General features: G+C 40.7%; 13 protein-coding genes. All 13 read left to right on the top strand.

The window, feature by feature from the left end; all coding sequences use genetic code 11:
- Positions 1-602 precede the first annotated feature (602 nt).
- Positions 603-1,373 carry a ParA family protein gene (locus tag ACTNCK_RS08715; RefSeq protein ID WP_441082127.1) on the top strand — a complete coding sequence of 257 codons (771 nt, stop codon included), beginning with the start codon at positions 603-605 and terminating at the stop codon, positions 1,371-1,373.
- The gene (locus ACTNCK_RS08710; RefSeq protein ID WP_441082126.1) at positions 1,370-1,867 is read left to right on the top strand and encodes a hypothetical protein; all 498 of its coding nucleotides are present in this window, start codon (positions 1,370-1,372) and stop codon (positions 1,865-1,867) included. Before ACTNCK_RS08715 ends, ACTNCK_RS08710 begins: the two co-directional genes overlap by 4 nt.
- 735 nt (positions 1,868-2,602) lie before the next feature.
- Positions 2,603-3,979 carry a replication initiation protein gene (locus ACTNCK_RS08705; protein WP_441082125.1) on the top strand — a complete coding sequence of 459 codons (1,377 nt, stop codon included), beginning with the start codon at positions 2,603-2,605 and terminating at the stop codon, positions 3,977-3,979.
- Between the two features lie 179 nt (positions 3,980-4,158).
- Entirely contained in the window at positions 4,159-5,931 is a 1,773-nt protein-coding gene (locus tag ACTNCK_RS08700) for an EAL domain-containing protein (protein WP_441082124.1), read from the top strand.
- A gap of 19 nt (positions 5,932-5,950) precedes the next feature.
- Positions 5,951-8,353, top strand: a complete 2,403-nt coding sequence (locus tag ACTNCK_RS08695) for a GH36-type glycosyl hydrolase domain-containing protein (protein WP_441082123.1) — start codon at positions 5,951-5,953, stop codon at positions 8,351-8,353.
- Positions 8,354-8,440: 87 nt separating this feature from the next.
- On the top strand, positions 8,441-8,626 hold the full coding sequence (locus ACTNCK_RS08690; RefSeq protein ID WP_441082122.1) for a hypothetical protein: 186 nt from the start codon (positions 8,441-8,443) through the stop codon (positions 8,624-8,626).
- A gap of 38 nt (positions 8,627-8,664) precedes the next feature.
- Complete coding sequence (locus ACTNCK_RS08685) at positions 8,665-9,264, top strand: PilZ domain-containing protein (protein WP_441082121.1); 600 nt, start codon at positions 8,665-8,667, stop codon at positions 9,262-9,264.
- A gap of 144 nt (positions 9,265-9,408) precedes the next feature.
- Positions 9,409-10,122, top strand: a complete 714-nt coding sequence (locus ACTNCK_RS08680; RefSeq protein ID WP_441082120.1) for a S1 RNA-binding domain-containing protein — start codon at positions 9,409-9,411, stop codon at positions 10,120-10,122.
- Between the two features lie 4 nt (positions 10,123-10,126).
- A complete protein-coding gene (locus ACTNCK_RS08675; RefSeq protein WP_441082119.1) occupies positions 10,127-11,140 on the top strand; it encodes a 5'-3' exonuclease in 1,014 nt (337 codons plus the stop codon).
- Positions 11,141-11,153: 13 nt separating this feature from the next.
- Positions 11,154-13,829, top strand: a complete 2,676-nt coding sequence (locus ACTNCK_RS08670; RefSeq protein WP_441082118.1) for an EAL domain-containing protein — start codon at positions 11,154-11,156, stop codon at positions 13,827-13,829.
- A 26-nt stretch (positions 13,830-13,855) separates the two neighbouring features.
- Positions 13,856-14,869 carry a lipase family protein gene (locus ACTNCK_RS08665; protein WP_441082117.1) on the top strand — a complete coding sequence of 338 codons (1,014 nt, stop codon included), beginning with the start codon at positions 13,856-13,858 and terminating at the stop codon, positions 14,867-14,869.
- 253 nt (positions 14,870-15,122) lie between these two features.
- Entirely contained in the window at positions 15,123-17,114 is a 1,992-nt protein-coding gene (locus ACTNCK_RS08660) for a heavy metal translocating P-type ATPase (RefSeq protein WP_441082116.1), read from the top strand.
- Complete coding sequence (locus tag ACTNCK_RS08655; RefSeq protein ID WP_441082115.1) at positions 17,111-17,416, top strand: ArsR/SmtB family transcription factor; 306 nt, start codon at positions 17,111-17,113, stop codon at positions 17,414-17,416. Before ACTNCK_RS08660 ends, ACTNCK_RS08655 begins: the two co-directional genes overlap by 4 nt.
- Positions 17,417-17,422: the final 6 nt, after the last annotated feature.

The following is a 17,422-nucleotide window of genomic DNA, read 5'->3' as shown; positions in this document are numbered from 1 at the left end:
TTGATATTTAATTTTATCTTGATATCTAATGTAATGTATATGTTTAATATCAGCACTGTATTTTAAAACAAAAGCTAACATGTAATCGGTTATAATAACAAAAGAATATTAGATGTCAATAATAAATAAACATAATGATATATAATTTAATAGTGAGTAAGAAAATGATAACAAAGTCACATGAAATAGAATAATAAAATACAATATAGAATATAAATTAGATGATAATATAAAATATAGATTAGTTGTTAATATAGAATAAAACAACAATGAAGTAATCATAGCTTAACTTAGATAATAATGCAGACAAAAAAGTAGATATAAACAGCAAATTGTAATATGTTAACAATTTAATTAACAAATCATAAAATAATGTAAGAAGATAAGTTAGATAACAAATTAGAATTAGATTAAAAAGCCAAAAGCAATTATAGAATTTTAATAAAAGTTAAGATTAAATAGTAAAGTCATAGGCATACTAAATTGATAATATAATAGCTGTTCAAAAGCTACCAAAAAAAACAGCGAATGTTAATTGACATAAATATGCAAATAAAGTATACTAAAATACAGTCTAAATCTATGGATAATAAGGAGAAACAATGATAACAATCACTATTGCTAACCAGAAAGGCGGAGTAGCAAAAACAACTACAGCCTTATGCCTTGCAAATGGTCTTCAGGAATGTGGTTACAGAGTTCTTATGATAGATATGGATCCACAGTGTAATACTACAACCACATATAAAGCCGTTCAGGAAAACACAAACACTTTATATGATCTTTTACATGAAAGTTGTAGTATAGCTGAAGCAATACAGACTACAGAAAGCGGAGATATAATCTCCAGTGATGTTCATCTGGCAGGGATAGAAGGAGAATTCGCAGCACACATAAAGAACTATACTCTATTAAGGAAGAAACTCAGAGAAATAGAGGATAGCTACGACTACACAATAATAGATACTCCTCCTAATATAGGTTTTTACATGACAAGCGCTTTAGTAGCATCAGATGGAGTCATAGTACCATTAAAGGCAGAAAAATTTGCCATTGACGGTCTAGCACAGATCATGGGAAATATTAAGGACGCGAGAGACGTCAATCCTTCATTAAAGGTGTATGGAGTGCTGCTAACCGTTTACGACAAACGAACTGCGCTTGACACTATAGTACATGACCAGCTTCCAGAAATAGGAAAGGAACAGGGCTTTCACGTATTCAATACATCAATCAGGACCTGCCAGCAGATAAAAGAGGCACAGTCAAGACAAGTAAGACTGTTCGATGAATACCCTAGCTGTAACGCAGCAATCGACTATGCAAACCTTATAAAAGAACTATTGGAGATAATCAAAAAGGAGGAAAAATGAAGAATACAAAAAACAGATCTAGTAACATCTTTGCTTCTATAAAGGAAGAGGAAGAGAAAGAAAGAGCAGCTATAGACTCAGATGAGCAAGATAGCAAAAATAATACATCAATCAACCAGGAAAACGGCAAAACTTCTGTTGACGATATAGTCAACAAGCCTAGTCAAGTAGAATCAGCCATTAGAAGCAGCGAAGTAATGGCCAAAAGTAATGAGCCATCAATAGCCGCGTCAAATGACGAGAAAAGCCAGGCTGTAATTAGAGCTCAAACAAATAATTCTGGCATCAACTACTCAAATCAACGCGAAAATGATGGTGGTTCATATGTCAACAATGGTCTTTTATATATAGTGCCAACCAGAAAAAAGACTAGAAATCATAGGAAAGGCTTTCTCTTATCAGATCTGGCTTTAAATAACCTTCAGAAAGAGGCAGCTAAATACGAGATTAGCGAAAATGAACTGATTAATCAGATCCTTGAAAAGATGGTTTGAAAAAGAACCCGAACGCATCAGGATGTAGACAAGCAATACTATTAAGATATTTACAACAACATAATATTTGTTTTTTACTAAGGACCGCAGATCAAGTCATTATAAGGGATCTGCGGCTTTATTATGGCCGGTTTTACTTTAATTTCATGCAGAAGCTTTATATAATTATGGCGTTACGACTTGTAAGTTATGGCAAAAATAACTTAAGGAAAATGTTATGGTGGCCAAAATGACTTATTGTTCATGCATAAAATACTTAACCTGTCAAATCAGGATAAAAAATCATGTAAGAAAGCTGGAAATACTATAAAATCAAGTAATTATTGCCATTATAAACCCACTATTCGTAAGAGAAGAAGTAATTACGGCCATGATTAAAGCCTAAAGTCAAAGAGAAGAGCGGGATTGAGTAAAAATGGCCATCAATACAGTAGTTTATGCCATGACGAGAGGAAATAAAGCGTGCATATAAGTAGTATATGCCATTAAATGAGTAAAAAAGGCCACAATTAATAAAGAACAAGCTTGATATCAAGTGATTCAGGCCATGATATAGATAAAATATGCCACAATAAAAAAGATATCGTGCCTTTTCATGATAATGGGTATAAGTAGATTTCGCCATCAAAACAATAAAAACATGGCAGGATCTACTTAATCGAACTTGACAATTTCGTGAATGTGTGGTTCTATATAAAAGGGTAAGTAGAGTTGGCCACGAAAGGACAGTAGAAAATGCCAGAAGAAAAGCCTTTAAACAAAATAGAGGATGATCTTGTAAGCAAGGAATCCCGGGCCCAGGTTATGAAGGGCAAGGAAATAATCACAGCAAAGTATAAGTCATCTCTTCTGGAGAACAAGCTTACTTCGATTGCTTTGTCAAGACTTACTATGGAGGGTGACACCCCTGTAGCGACGCTGTATCCGTCTGAAATCAAAAAACTTCTCGGTAGACAATCAGATACTAATATCTATAAAAAACTAATTGCCACTGCAAAGACAATGACAGGACATCAGATGGTAATAGAGGATAACAACGGCAATTTTGAAGTTATGGCAATGATCACAAACGCCCATTATGAGAATGGAATATTTACAGTAACCTTTAATAAAAAAATAGCACCATTTATTTATAATATAAAGGGCTCATATACAAGTTATTCGCTTGCAAATGTACTCAGGTTCAAGTGTGATTATTCTTTCAGGATATATGAACTGATTAAATCTGAAGCCTGGCATTTAAAAAAAGGAGATATGAAATCATACTGGGTGAAGGATTATGGACTGTCTGAGCTTAAGTGCATGATAGGTGTAGTAAACATGGATGAGGCACGCGTTAAAAAAGCAAAGATGAATGGAGCCAGCTGGGACAGGATAGTTGAGATTGCAAACGAGAAATCTTTTAATGAATGGGGTGATTTCAGGCGAAGAGTTCTTGATCGTGCTAGAAAAGAACTCAGAGAACAATGCGATGTTAAGTTTGATTATACCCCGATAGCAGCGGGACGCGGGGGCAAGATCGTTGCGGTCAAGTTTATAATTAGCTGGAATAATCCTGGAGAAAAGGTCATTGAAGCTATAAGTGAGAAGAAGAAGCTGGTTGAAGCAACAAACAACCAATACGAGGAAATGTCACTTAACAAACTCCCTGAATCAATGGAGAAGCTTGTCGGGCATAATGGTCTTACGGAGGACGACGTCAGGATTTTTCTTAAGGAATCACTTCATGACGAAAATGAGGTTGAAAGAGCAGTAGGACTTGCGGATTCTCAGACCAACCCTATAGAAAACTATGTCGGATGGATCAGGGATTGTATCAGAAAACATTATAAAGATCCGCAGGTGGTTTCAGACGGCTCAGCTGAAAAAGGTGACAGAATAGTTGAAGCACGAGCCATCATTGATGAGACGACCTCTGATGATGAAAAAGCCATGTCTGCCGCATATTGGAATAAGGCAATGAAAAAAAATTCTGAGAAATATCGCGAATTTATGGTGTATTTATCTGGATTAGGTGTTACAATAGAGATGTTCACTGATGGAAATGAAGACTATGAGTGTGGGGAGAAATTCATGCAGTGGATAAAGACAGGACAGATCAATCCGTTCTGAAAAGAAATGCATAGGAAGGTAGTTTAGTAAGGAATCATATGCTGTTTTTTAATGAGTTAGAGTTAGCAGGGCTTTTATTATCGATCATTCTGTTGTTTAATCTGAAGTCAGTAAGGATTCTTCCGATGAAAAGCGGAAAGACCTTTGAAATTTTGATTTATATTTCAATACTTGTAATATTGTCAGACTTTTCTCTTGCTCTATTGGATCATTATGCCAGAGGTAGATATAATTCTACTGTTGTTTTCCTGGATACTATGTTCTATATTGCGGTGGGCTTTTATTTCTTTTTTGCCAGGATCTTCTGTTCTTCACTTGCATATGAAAAAATGGGGAAATATTTCAGACCAGGGATAATCACATATATTCCTATGCTGGTTTATTTAAGTCTGGTTGTCCTGAATCTTTTTACAGGGATAATATTCAAGGTCAATCAGTATGGGTATCAGAGGTCAGGATACTATGATTATATCGTTTTTCCGTATTTTGCGTTTGAGATCATTCTGGGAACATATAAGGTATACTGGTCCAGAAAAATGATGCCAAGAAGGCTGAGCTACAGCATTTATGCATCATCATTCCTTACATTATTTGCCTTGTTTTACCAGATTTATATTGATTCAAGGACACTTCTTATCAGTGGTGGGATAGCGTTTGCTCTGATGGTAGTTTATGTCGCATATATAGAGTCGGATAATGACAATGAGATAAAGACTGGGTCATACAATGCTCATGGCTTCAAACGATATATGACTGAGCAGATCCAGAGAGGATGTCACTACAGGGTGTATTTTATTCAGGTTGAGGGATATAATGCTTTGCTTTCGATGCTTTCCAGAGAGAAGATCGATAATATACTTGGTCTGATCGGCAGACAGCTTGAAAAAAGGAATATGAACTCATTTTATCTTCACAGCGGTCTTTTTGCGGTGGTAGAAACTGATGAAAGGAAGTTTGATGAGTGCATACAAAATATTAATACAGTTATTGATGGTCTGGGAAATTATAACAGAGAACAGATTGATATCAGCTTTAGGATTCTGACTGTTTCTGATGATTGTGGAATCGAATATTCCGGCGAAATGCTTACTGTTGTAAATGATGTAATGGACGCCAGAGATTATGACAGAAAAATGTTTGAAAACATTTCAACAGATGATGTGAAGGCATCAAAAAAAAGGCAGAAGCTTCGCAGGGCTATATACAGGTCACTTAAGACTGGAGGTGTGAAGGTGTATTATCAGCCAATCTATGATAACCATAGTGAGCAGATACGTTCAGCCGAAGCATTGGCCAGGATCTACGATAAGGAGATGGGAATAATATATCCGGACAGCTTTATCCCTTTGTTCGAGCAGGATGGGAAAATCTTAAAGCTTGGAAAGATTGTTTTCGAAAATGTTTGTAGGTTTATAAGGGATAATGATATGGAGGCACTTGGACTAGACTATATAGAAGTAAATCTTTCACCTGTACAATGTATGCAGCCGTCACTTCCGGAAGAACTGATCGAGATCGCAGACAGATACAGGGTCGATCTAAGCTATATCAATTTTGAGATAACGGAGACAGCGAATCTGACGACAGAACGTCTGCTAAAGCTGATGACAATGCTGATAGAGAAGGGGGCCTCGTTCTCTGTAGATGATTTTGGGACAGGCTACTCCAATATTATCCGTGTATCCAATCTTCCGTTCAGGATCATAAAGATGGACAAATCGATACTATGGGATTATTTCAAGAATAAGGATGAGATGGTTCCACGAATTTATGAAATAATGAGAAAAAGAGGCTTTGCTATGGTTACAGAGGGTGTTGAGACAGATGAGATGCACAACTGGCTGAAGACCGAGGCAAAGTGCCAGTATGAGCAGGGATACCTTTATTCGAAACCTATTGACGAAAAGGATTTCGTAGAGTATCTTAAACAATATAGAAAAAAACCGGCTTGATACGATCAGGAGGAATGAAATGGAGTACGGTTATTTTGACGATAAGGCAAGAGAATATGTGATCACTAATCCAGCAACGCCTGCACCCTGGACCAATTATCTTGGCTCAGTAAATTACGGTGGACTTATTTCAAATAATGCTGGTGGCTACAGCTTTGCAAAATCTGGAGCTGATGGAAGGATACTGAGGTATGTCTTCAATCAGCAGGATAAGCCTGGAAGATATGTTTATATCAGGGATGATGATACAGCAGATTACTGGTCTGCTTCATGGCAGCCTGTCGCTAAGGACCTGAATGAATACAGAAGTATATGTCGGCATGGGATGGGATACACAAAGATGTATTCTGCTTATGCAGGGATCCATACTGAGGTGCTTTATTATATACCGCTTGACGCAGAATATGAGGTCTGGGCCGTATCGGTGGAAAATCATTCGAAAAGACCAAGGAATCTTACGGTTTCCGGTGTATGTGAGTTTACAAATGAGAATAATTATGAACAGGACCAGATCAATCTGCAATATACACTGTTCATTACAAGGACCCTGTTTGAGAATAATAAGATCCGTCAGCAGGTAAACGGAAATCTGGATGTAGCAGGAAATGCAGGGAATAAAAGTGATGGGAATCTTTTTGTAGAAAGATTTATTGGTCTGGCTGGTGCAGAGGTCAGCTCATACTGTGGAGATAGAGATGAGTTCCTGGGGCCATATAGGTATTATAATAATCCTATTGGGATTGAAAGGGGAGACCTTGGCGGAGCCATGAATTATGGTGGTAATTGTGTCGGAGCTTTATCAACAAAGGTAACTCTGGATCCGGGAGAAAGAAAGACCTTCTGTTTCATTGTCGGGATGAAGATGAATGATGAATCAACCGAGATTCTGAGACAGTATGAGGTCCATCCAAGGGATGTAGTAGCAAGCGAGCTTAAGACCTTGAAAAGCTGGTGGTATGAGAAGTTCAGCCACTTTGAGGTACATACTCCATCCAGAGAATTTGACACAATGGTAAATACATGGAATGCTTATAATTGTTTTATAACCTTTCTCTGGTCAAGGGCTGCTTCCTTTGTATACTGTGGGCAGAGAAATGGATTTGGGTTTAGAGATACTGTTCAGGATATACAGGGGATCATTCATCTTGCGCCAGAGCTTGCAAAGGAAAAGCTGGAATTAATGCTGTCTGGTCAGGTGAATAATGGAGGAGGACTGCCACTCGTCAAATATGATCATGCTCCAGGTCATGAAATGACTCCTGATGATCCTGATTACCCAGGTACCTATAGAGCAGATGATGCTTTATGGCTCTTTCCGACTGTCTATAAATATCTGGCTGAGACAGGAGATCTTGATTTTCTTAACAAGGAGATACCATATTGCAATAGCGGAAGTGATAATGTATATGGGCATCTGAAAAAGGCAATCAGGTTTTCACTTGAACATCTAGGTCCCCATGGGCTTCCGGCAGGACTGTGGGCGGACTGGAATGACTGTCTTCGTCTTGGCGCCGATGGAGAATCAAGCTTTGTAGCTTTCCAGTTTTACTATGCTCTTGTACTGATGAAGAGACTGGCCAGTGACAGGGATGATACAGCCTATGTCGGCGAGCTTACAGAGCTGATAAGTGAATATCATAAAAAGATAACGGATCTTTGCTGGGATCAGGACAGGTTTATAAGAGGTTATACGGAAGACGGACAGCAGATTGGAAAGCCAGGAGATGAGGAGGCTTCGCTGTGGTTGAATCCTCAGTCCTGGTCAGTCATAAGTACATTTGCATCAGAGGAGCAGAGTAAAAAGTCATTGGATCTTGTGAATACTCAGCTTAATACCTCATATGGAGCTGTCATAATGGATCCGCCTTATCATGAGCATGCCTTTGACGGAGCACTTGCAGTTATCTTCAATGCCGGTATGAAGGAGAATGGAGGTATATTTTCACAGCCTCAGGGATGGCTGATACTTGCTTTATCTCTAATGGGAAGAGGAGATGATGCATTCATGTATTATATGGAAAATTCTCCTGCGGCTCAGAACAGACAGGCTGACATCAGAAGGATAGAACCATATGTATATGGACAGTTTACAGATGGGCGTTATTCTCCTAATCTTGGCAGAAGCCATGTCCACTGGCTTACAGGTACAGCAAGTACCATGATGGTGGGCTGTGTAGAAGGAATCTGTGGAATGCGACCAGATCTTTATGGAATCCATATCAGTCCGTCAATACCTTCAGACTGGGATTCGTTTGAGATCGAGAAGGATTTCAGAGGATGTCATCTGTCGATTTCAGTAGACAATCCAAAACACAGGCAGTCGGGCGTGTCTAGACTCATTCTGAATGGTGAGGACATGGAAGGAGACTACATTCCTGTAGAAAAGCTTAAGGAGAATAACATTATAGAGGTGACTCTCTGATCTTCTGAGGCAAAATCGTATTCTTGTAGTTGCAAAATCTGAATTAAAATGTATAATAAGTTTTATCATACAAAGGAGATAGAAGCAATGTCGCAAGCTAGACCTCATAGAGGGAGACTAAGGGTAGTAACGCCTAAGAAGCAGTACACACTTACTATGCGCCCTGACATGTATGATAGAGCAAAGAAGGCTGCGGAGGAGAAAGGTACATCATTTTCAGGACTTGTTTCTGATGCCGTGGTTTATTACCTTAAGCTCTATGGGATAAGATAAGAGACGGTTGGTAAAAGGAAACGATTATGCTAAGTGATATGTTAAAAGAAGGGACAGAGGTTTTACTTGACAACAAGACAGCGGAGGCGGAGCATATCTATAAGTCCGTTGTTATTGTTGAGGAGGGAAGTCTGATTGGGCTTTCTCCTGTAACAGATGAATATGGTGATTTTGTTGACTTCAGCAGTGGTGAAACGTCTATTTCTATAATAGGTACGAACGATGTATTTGAGGGTGTAAAGATCTTTCCTGTGGATTATCATGGGAAACGAATATATCTTACATACGGGAAGAAGGAAGAGACCCCGAGAAATTATCACAGGGAGTTTCGAAGATATCCGGTCAATGAAAGCTGTAAGGTGAATGATTATGACGCAAAGCTTTTTGACGTAAGCGAGCAGGGATTTGCAGTGATAATTGACAGAAAGTACAAGCCAGGGGTCTGGATGGAGGTCAATTGGAAGGGGATTAAGCTGTTTGGCAAGATAAAACAGGCTAAGGATCTGGACAATGGCAACTGGTTTTATGGCTGTAAGATAGATGAGGCTCCTGGAAATTATACAAAGCAGATCAAGATGCTCCAGATGGATTTTGAGTATCTTATAAATACTCCTGTAGAGAGTGCAGAAAAGAAATAAGGAATTATAAAGGCGACGGGGTTTCCCGTCGCTTTTTTTGCAAGAAGGGTGTACGGACATCTGCGAAAAAATTTCCCTTGAATGTAGTTATTTTAGATAGTATAATTAAAATAGTTTGTTATATTTTAAGGAGAACTGATAATAATGGCTGAAGAAACTATGGAAGCATATGAGAAGGAGATAAATGAATCTCTTGCAAAGCAGAAAAAGATCGAGGATCAGGAGGACCTAGGCTGGGACAGGCTTAGAGCTGAGATGTCATCAAAGACTCCGATAGAGGTCGAGATCATAGAGGCAGTGAAAGGAGGCTGTGTTGCATATGCCGAGGGTATAAGAGGCTTTATACCTGCTTCAAGGCTTTCTGGACGATATGTAGATGATCTTGACAGCTTTGTCGGGAAAAGGATCAATATTCTTGTCACAGAGGCTGATCAGGAGAGTGGAAAGCTGATTCTTTCCGCAAGAGAACTGATAAGAGCTCAGGAGGCAGATGCGAGGAATAAAAAAATAGCATCCCTGCTTCCGGGAAATATCGTTTATGGTACTGTTGAGAGTGTAATGCCATATGGAGCTTTTGTCAGTCTTGGTGATGGGATCTCAGGACTGGTTCATATTTCAGAATTCGTGGAAAGAAGGATACAGTCACCATCTGAGCTTGTAAAGGAAGGGGATAAGGTAAAGGTACGTATCAAGGGAATAAAGGACGGTAAGATCTCTCTCTCAATGAAAGGACTGATTACAGATCCAAAGGCGCCGGAGCAGAGGCCTGAGGAAGAATCAACTGAGAGGGAGTATTCTTCCGGTGTGGAGGCTACAACCAGCCTGGGCAGCCTTTTATCAGGAATAAAGCTGGATTAAGGTTATGGGAAGGTTTTTGATTGTTGACGGATCGTCAATGCTTGTTACATCGTATTATGGGCTGTTGCCAAAGCAGATCCTTTTCGCCAAGACAGAAGAGGAGAAGGAGGCATATTATGACAAGATCATGCAGTACAAGGGTCAGTACACAAATGCGATGTATACAATGACAAAGACTCTGCGAAAGCTTGAAAAGGAGCAGCAGATCACTCATATGGTAATCTGCTTTGATACAACACGGGATACCTTTAGAAGAGAGGAATATCCATTATATAAAGCTAACCGTGGATCTACTCCGCTTCCATTAAAACAGCAGTTTATTAATATGGAGAATATGTTAAGAGAAATCGGCTATGCTGTGGAGACAAGCGACAGTTATGAGGCGGACGATCTGGCAGGATCTGCGGCATTTATGTATGAGAGCAGGATGCCAACCTACATTATAACTAAGGATCATGATTATCTGCAGCTGATCAGTGAGAATACATTTCTCTGGCTTATCCAGACTAAGCAGGAAGCAGCGGATGATATCACGAAAAGATATGCATCTGTCTTTTGCGATCAGACGAAATTCAATCTACCTGACAAGGCAGCTTTGATAACACCTGAGATCTGCAGAGCAGAATATGGTGTGGATCCGTCGATGATACCTGATCTAAAGGGAATAGTCGGAGATTCCTCAGATAATATTCCGGGAGTTAAAGGGGTAAGCTCTGCGGCTGCACCGCTTCTTAAGGAGTATGGCAGCATTGACGGAGTATATGAGGCAATCGATTCTTGTAAGAATGATAAGGAAATAAAGGCTCTTTCGTCATTCTGGAAAGAGGCTCTGGGAATAAAACGTACACCAGTCAATGCGCTGATACGTGACAGGGATATGGCCTTTTTGAGCAGGAGACTTGCTACAATAAAGCGAGATGTTCCTCTGTCTCATTCTTTCGAGCAGATGAGTCTTGACAGGCTCTCTGAAGGCAAAAGGGTAGAACAGTATAAGAAATACGGGTTTAAAACGATTTGAGGAGGTTATGATCATGGAATTGATGCCTGGGCTATTTAAAGATAAGACATTGATGAAGAGCTTTTTTCAGGCAATTACCGTTTCTGATGACGGGCGCTATCTCTTCGTTATGGACGAAAGGAATAAGAATATCAGATGGTGTAGAACTGCTGTTGATTTTTTTGGCCTTTCAGGTGATGTTGTCTCACAGGGAGAACAGGACTGGATCATGCGCATGCATCCAGAGGACCGGGTTGAGTTCATGAAGAGGATGGAGGAGCTTCGCGGTCATAAGTCCGAAAAAATGCTGTGTAAATGCAGGATGAAGGATAAGAATGGAAGCTATGTAAATTGTGAAGTATCAGCCTCTCTGGTTACCGATGAGGATGGGGAATCAGCGTATATCGCAGGCCTGGTAATGAATATCGGTATACAGAACAGGATCGATACTGTTACAGGACTTCCTAATCTGTATGCATTCTTTAATGATATAAAGGCCGGTGTGGATAAGGACAAGGTAACTGACGTACTTCTGATAGGGGCTACCAGATTTACTGAAGTAAATGATATATATGGTTATACATTTGGAAATGAAGTCCTTATCAGATTTGCAGAGAAGTTGAGAGACTATTTTGGAAACAGATGTGAATATTACAGGATGGAAGGAGCTAAGTTTGCAGTAAGGTCTTTATCCATGCCGATGAGAGAGCTTGCAGATATATATGATAAGCTCAGATTTGACTGTAAGCAGGGATTTGATGTAGATGGATGCAGGATACATCTTTTTCTGGCTGCTGGTGGAATGACAGTATCTGATAACATTGTCAGTGCTCATACCATGTATTCATGCATGTTATATTCCTTTGCAGATTCCAAGGACAGACATCAGGGCGAGCTGATAGTTTTCCATAATCGTATATCAGAAAAGAACAGGCAGTGGCTTGAGGAACTGAATGTCATAAGAGAAAGCGTCATTGATGGATGTCGCGGTTTCTATCTATGTTACCAGCCTATAATACGCGTAGCAGATGGAACTCTGGCTGGAATGGAGGCGCTTATCAGATGGCATCATGAGAAGTATGGTGATGTAAGCCCGGAGGAATTCATTTCCATACTGGAGAAGGATACCGTTTTCCCTGAGTTGGGAGCCTTTATTCTCCGTCAGGCCTGTATAGATTCCGGGGATTTCGCGAGGAAGGATCCTGATTTTGTCGTTAACGTAAATCTTTCGTATGCCCAGATAGAAAAAAGCAACTTTGCAGATTCAGTTATAAATATACTTGATGAGACAGGATATTCTCCTAAGAATCTGTGTCTGGAGCTGACAGAAAGATGCCGTATCATGGATGAAAACATGCTCCGCGATAAGGTCTCAACTCTTAGAACGAGAGGTATCAGGTTCGCGCTGGACGATTTTGGCACAGGATATTCATCACTGAATCTTTTAAGAAAGATGCCTATAGACGAGGTCAAGATCGACCGACAGTTTATTAAGGATATCCTTGACAACAGGATAGATCAGAATATTATCAACGGACTGACACATTCAGTTACCGAGAGTGGTAAGGCAATATGCATAGAGGGTGTTGAAAATGAAGAGCTGCAGGCATTTCTTCAGAGATATCCTGTCACCTTCTTTCAGGGATATCTTTATTCGAAGCCGGTACCTATAGAGGAGTTCAAAAGGCTGCATTTTGATAAGCTGCAGGGGCTTGGACCACAGATATCACAGGCTGATCAGCTGGCTCTGAATGTGCAGCTGGATAATGTGATTATTCGTGCTGTCAAGCTTCTTCATCAGGGCAAGACCTTAGATGACGCGATGGCACAGGTAATGGCTGAGATGAGTACTCTGATACACCCTGACCGTATATTTTTCGGAAGGGTAAGGGATTCACAGACTGTGACAGTGCATGAGTGGGTAAGTCCCGGAGTCAGAAAAGATTCCCTGAAGCAGATCGAATCTGTTCATAATGTCAGGTGGTGGGGAAGATATGCAAATGAGGATGATGTCATAATAATATCTGACGTACCTGCTGTGATGAAGACCGCTCCGGAATGTGTCAAAGATCCGGGTAGTAGAAATTTCATCGAGGTATTACTGAAGGACGGTCAGACCCTAAATGGCTATATTGGTGTAGAAAACTATGTCAAGGCAGAGTTCTTAAGCACTAAAAGCCTTTTGCAGACAATAGCATTATTCCTTAATGCAGAGATCAAGAACCAGCTGTTGATCGAACAGCTGACAGAGCTGTCCAGAAGTGATCAGCTGACAGGGATCAATAACCGCAATGCATATGAGGAGGATATGATGCGGCTTGAAAGAAAGAGGATTCCTATGGGCGTAATCTTTGCTGATCTGAACGGCCTTAAGAATATGAATGATACCTTTGGCCACAGCAAGGGGGACAAGCTCATCATCAGAGCAGCAAGAATCCTGGAGGATATATTTGATAAAGGAACTCTCTACAGGATAGGTGGAGATGAATTTACCATTATATTTGAAAATGTCGACCAGACCAGTTTTAGTGAATATATGGAGAATAAATCCCATATAATCGACAGGGATTCTATATTTATCTCACTTGGATGGGGTTGGACCAATAATTCCAGCTTCCGTGAACGGGCTCAGCTTGACGCGGAGCAGATGATGTATAAGAAAAAGGCCGAGTATTATATGAACCATGACAGGCGTCGTAAGGTGCAATGATCTGGCTGAATAGATCGGAGGAAGCTTTGAAGAGATTAACAGGGATTTTTATGTCAATATTACTTACGTTTTCAATGCCAGTATCGGCTTTTGCCGGAACAGCAGTATCATTTTCGTATCCAGATGGGGCCTTTGACCATGAAGAAATGAATGCCTCTGTAGTATATGATGATGCTTTCTTTCAAAAGAAGCCGACCAGTAGAAACGATCAGCTGGCACTTCTGTCTGCTGGCGCTGCGGTGGCTGTCTACAATGAGAATGATATCAGGGATTTTCTCAAGACCTGTGGCTTTACCAATAAAAGGGATTCAGTAGAGAGCAATGACAGCGCAGATCTTTCGTTCAACTTTGCTAAGAAAAAGATTGGAAAGAAGACATTGGTTGCTGTTATTCTTCAGGGAACCTCAAGCGAGGCTGAATGGAGAAGCAACCTTGATCTTGGATTTGACAGTAATATGAACACTACCATGGTTCATGCTGGATTTAATAAGACCGAGAAGCTGGTGCATAAGAAGCTGAATGCATTTCTGAAAAAGAATGGTCTAAAAAAGGGCCAGGTCTGCTTCTGGGTGACTGGGCATAGCAGAGGTGCGGCTGTTGGCAATATTATGGCAAAAAGACTGACAGATGTTTATGGCAAGGGAAATGTCTTCGCATACACGTTTGCAACGCCTAAGGTAGCGAAGATCAGCGAAAAGCAGGCAAAAAAGTACACCAATATATTTAATTATTTAAACCCACAGGATATAGTTACTCAGGTTCCGACTAAGGATTCAAAGACTCTTGAGACGAAGCTCTGTGACTCAGGTATGATAAATAAACAGGCTCTTGAAACAGCACTTGCAGTGCTTGGCCTCGATGAATCGGTTAACTATAGCTTTGGCACATATCGACGTTTTGGAAGAGATATTACAATGACCAAGGCTGAACGCGATACAATGAAAGAGAGCTTTAGTCAGTTAACGGGAGCTGATTTTCGGGATGATAATGTTTCGCACAATCATTGTCAGAGCTGCTATCTGTCCTGGGTGATGGGATAATAATTAATAAAAAATTAATGTAATCATCACAAAAAGTTCACATTTGCCATATATTATAAAGAAGTCGAAGCAGAAATGCTATCGAATTTTTTTCATACTCTCCCCTTTTTGCCACGGTATTATGCCGTGGCTTTTTTCACCAAGAAAAACATGTTGACAGAAAGGAATAGTTCTGGTATTATAAGTTTATATTTGAATAGTTGTTCAAATGTTCGTTATAATTATCGACCTGTATTATGTAGAAAGGATGAAAATGGATCAAAGAGAAGAGGAAAAGCTAAAAAAAACAGAAGCCCCAGAGAATGAAATAGAAGAGGATGATGAGGATGAAATGCCTCCAGGGCAAAAGTTCATCCAGATATGTATCTCAACGGGCCTGTTGATACTGGCATATTTTATTTGTAAAAAGCAAAGTCTTCCTTTGTGGGCTCAGCTTTGCCTATATCTTATCCCTTACTTAGCTTCAGGATATGATGTGATCAGGGATGCCCTTGAGGATATTTGCCACGGGGAAGCAATGGATGAGGATTTTCTTATGACAGTTTCTACCGTTGGAGCATTGTTGATAGGCTTTGTTCCGGGTGGTAAGCCTATGTTTCCGGAGGCAGTTTTTGTTATGCTGTTTTTCCAGGTTGGAGAATTCTTCGAAGGCCTTGCTGAGGGTAATTCCTCGAGAGCAATTTCACAGCTTATCGATATTAGACCTGATTGGGCCAATGTTGAACGTGATGGGCAGGTTATTAAGGTGAGTCCCGAGGAGGTAAAGGCAGGGGAAATAATAGTGATAAGACCTGGTGAGAAGATACCGGTGGATGGTCTTATAATAGATGGAAGTACAAGCCTTGATACGGTTGCCCTTACAGGAGAGAGTGCTCCTCGTGATGCCAGTAAAGGCGATCAGGTCCTTTCCGGCTGCGTGAATATCTCTGGACTTATCAGGGTTCGTGTAGAGAAGGTTTTTGCAGAGTCGACGGCAGCAAAGATCCTTGACCTGGTAAAAAATGCTGGGAAAGCAAAATCCAGAAGCGAAAGGTTTATATCAAGATTCGCCAGGGTTTATACCCCTGTAGTGGTTCTGGCTGCGGCTTTTCTTGGCCTGGTGATTCCCGGTATATACGGAGTCTGTACCGGAACCGGATACATTGCTAATTTTGCCAGTTGGTTTCTGCGTGCACTTACCTTCCTTATAGTGTCCTGCCCTTGTGCTCTTGTTGTGTCTGTTCCTCTTGCCTTTTTTGGCGGGATCGGAGCAGCATCAAAGAATGGTATTCTTGTAAAGGGATCGTCATTCATGGATGCTTTATCCAAAACAGATATAGTGGTTTTTGATAAGACAGGTACGCTTACGAGGGGAGTTTTTGAGGTTACATCGATTCATCCAGATCGGATCCCGGCTAAAGAACTCCTTCATCTGGCAGCGCATGTAGAAAGATATTCGACACATCCGATCGCAGCATCGATCAGGGCGGCCTTTGGCGATGAGGATGATGGCTGTAAGGTGAGTGAAGTAAAGGAAATCCCCGGAAGAGGTGTGCAGGCAAGGGTCAATGGAAGGACTGTCTGTCTTGGAAATGAAAGGATGATGGATGAGTGTGGCGCGGCATGGAAGTCATGCCAGGATGCCGGTACCATGATCCATGTTGCAATAGATAATGAGTATGCAGGCCATATCCATATTTCAGATGTTATAAAAGCTGACGCAGCAGATACGATTTTGGAGCTTAGAGAGCTTGGCGTCAGGAAAACGGTGATGCTTACCGGGGATAAAAAGGATGTAGCAGAGCTTGTGGCAAAAGAGACAGGCATCGACGAATACAGAGCAGAGCTTCTTCCACCTGATAAGGTTTCAAGCCTTGAGAGGCTATTATCTGAAAAGGAAAAAGGCAGGTCTCTGGCTTTTGTCGGAGACGGTATAAATGATGCGCCTGTGCTTGCAAGAGCGGACGTGGGTATCGCGATGGGCGCAATGGGAAGCGATGCCGCGATAGAAGCGGCTGATGTCGTGCTGATGGATGATAAACCATCCAAAATAGCCCGCGGTATAAAGATATCAAGGCGTACTATAAGGATAGCCAAGGAAAATATCGTTATAGCTATTGCGGTAAAGGTGGCTATTCTGGTGCTTGCAGCCATAGGACTAGCCCCTATGTGGCTTGCTGTTTTTGGTGATACAGGCGTTCTGCTTATATGCATTGCCAATTCTGCAAGGACATTAAGCTACAAAGCAGGAAGAAAGGGATCATGAGAAAAGACTGTAATTTACCTGATGAGAATGAGATGGCAGATCTTGCTGAGCTTTTTAAGGTGTTTGGCGATTCGACAAGGGTCAGGATCCTCTTCACACTTTTTGACCAGGAACAGTCGGTTACCGATATAGCCGATGCGTTAAATATGACTGCGTCGGCTGTTTCTCATCAGCTGAGGATACTAAAGACCAATAAGCTTATAGATTCACGCAGGGATGGCAAACAGATCTTCTACTTTCTTGCAGATGAGCATGTTCATTCGATTCTGGATGTTGGACGAGAGCATGTTGAAGAAGAATAACTGATT

The organism is Candidatus Weimeria sp. HCP3S3_B5 (assembly GCF_052064335.1).
Classification (GTDB): domain Bacteria; phylum Bacillota; class Clostridia; order Lachnospirales; family Lachnospiraceae; genus Weimeria.
Note: the sequence above shows the minus strand (reverse complement) of the source record. Positions and strands in the feature narration are given on the sequence as shown.

Bases quoted from the DNA above. Each gene is read 5' to 3' on its own strand.
- ACTNCK_RS08715 (WP_441082127.1), top strand. From the start codon at position 603: ATGATAACAATCACTATTGCTAACCAGAAAGGCGGAGTAGCAAAAACA.
- ACTNCK_RS08710 (WP_441082126.1), top strand. From the start codon at position 1,370: ATGAAGAATACAAAAAACAGATCTAGTAACATCTTTGCTTCTATAAAG.
- ACTNCK_RS08705 (WP_441082125.1), top strand. From the start codon at position 2,603: ATGCCAGAAGAAAAGCCTTTAAACAAAATAGAGGATGATCTTGTAAGC.
- ACTNCK_RS08695 (WP_441082123.1), top strand. From the start codon at position 5,951: ATGGAGTACGGTTATTTTGACGATAAGGCAAGAGAATATGTGATCACT.
- ACTNCK_RS08690 (WP_441082122.1), top strand. From the start codon at position 8,441: ATGTCGCAAGCTAGACCTCATAGAGGGAGACTAAGGGTAGTAACGCCT.
- ACTNCK_RS08685 (WP_441082121.1), top strand. From the start codon at position 8,665: ATGTTAAAAGAAGGGACAGAGGTTTTACTTGACAACAAGACAGCGGAG.
- ACTNCK_RS08680 (WP_441082120.1), top strand. From the start codon at position 9,409: ATGGCTGAAGAAACTATGGAAGCATATGAGAAGGAGATAAATGAATCT.
- ACTNCK_RS08675 (WP_441082119.1), top strand. From the start codon at position 10,127: ATGGGAAGGTTTTTGATTGTTGACGGATCGTCAATGCTTGTTACATCG.
- ACTNCK_RS08670 (WP_441082118.1), top strand. From the start codon at position 11,154: ATGGAATTGATGCCTGGGCTATTTAAAGATAAGACATTGATGAAGAGC.
- ACTNCK_RS08660 (WP_441082116.1), top strand. From the start codon at position 15,123: ATGGATCAAAGAGAAGAGGAAAAGCTAAAAAAAACAGAAGCCCCAGAG.
- ACTNCK_RS08655 (WP_441082115.1), top strand. From the start codon at position 17,111: ATGAGAAAAGACTGTAATTTACCTGATGAGAATGAGATGGCAGATCTT.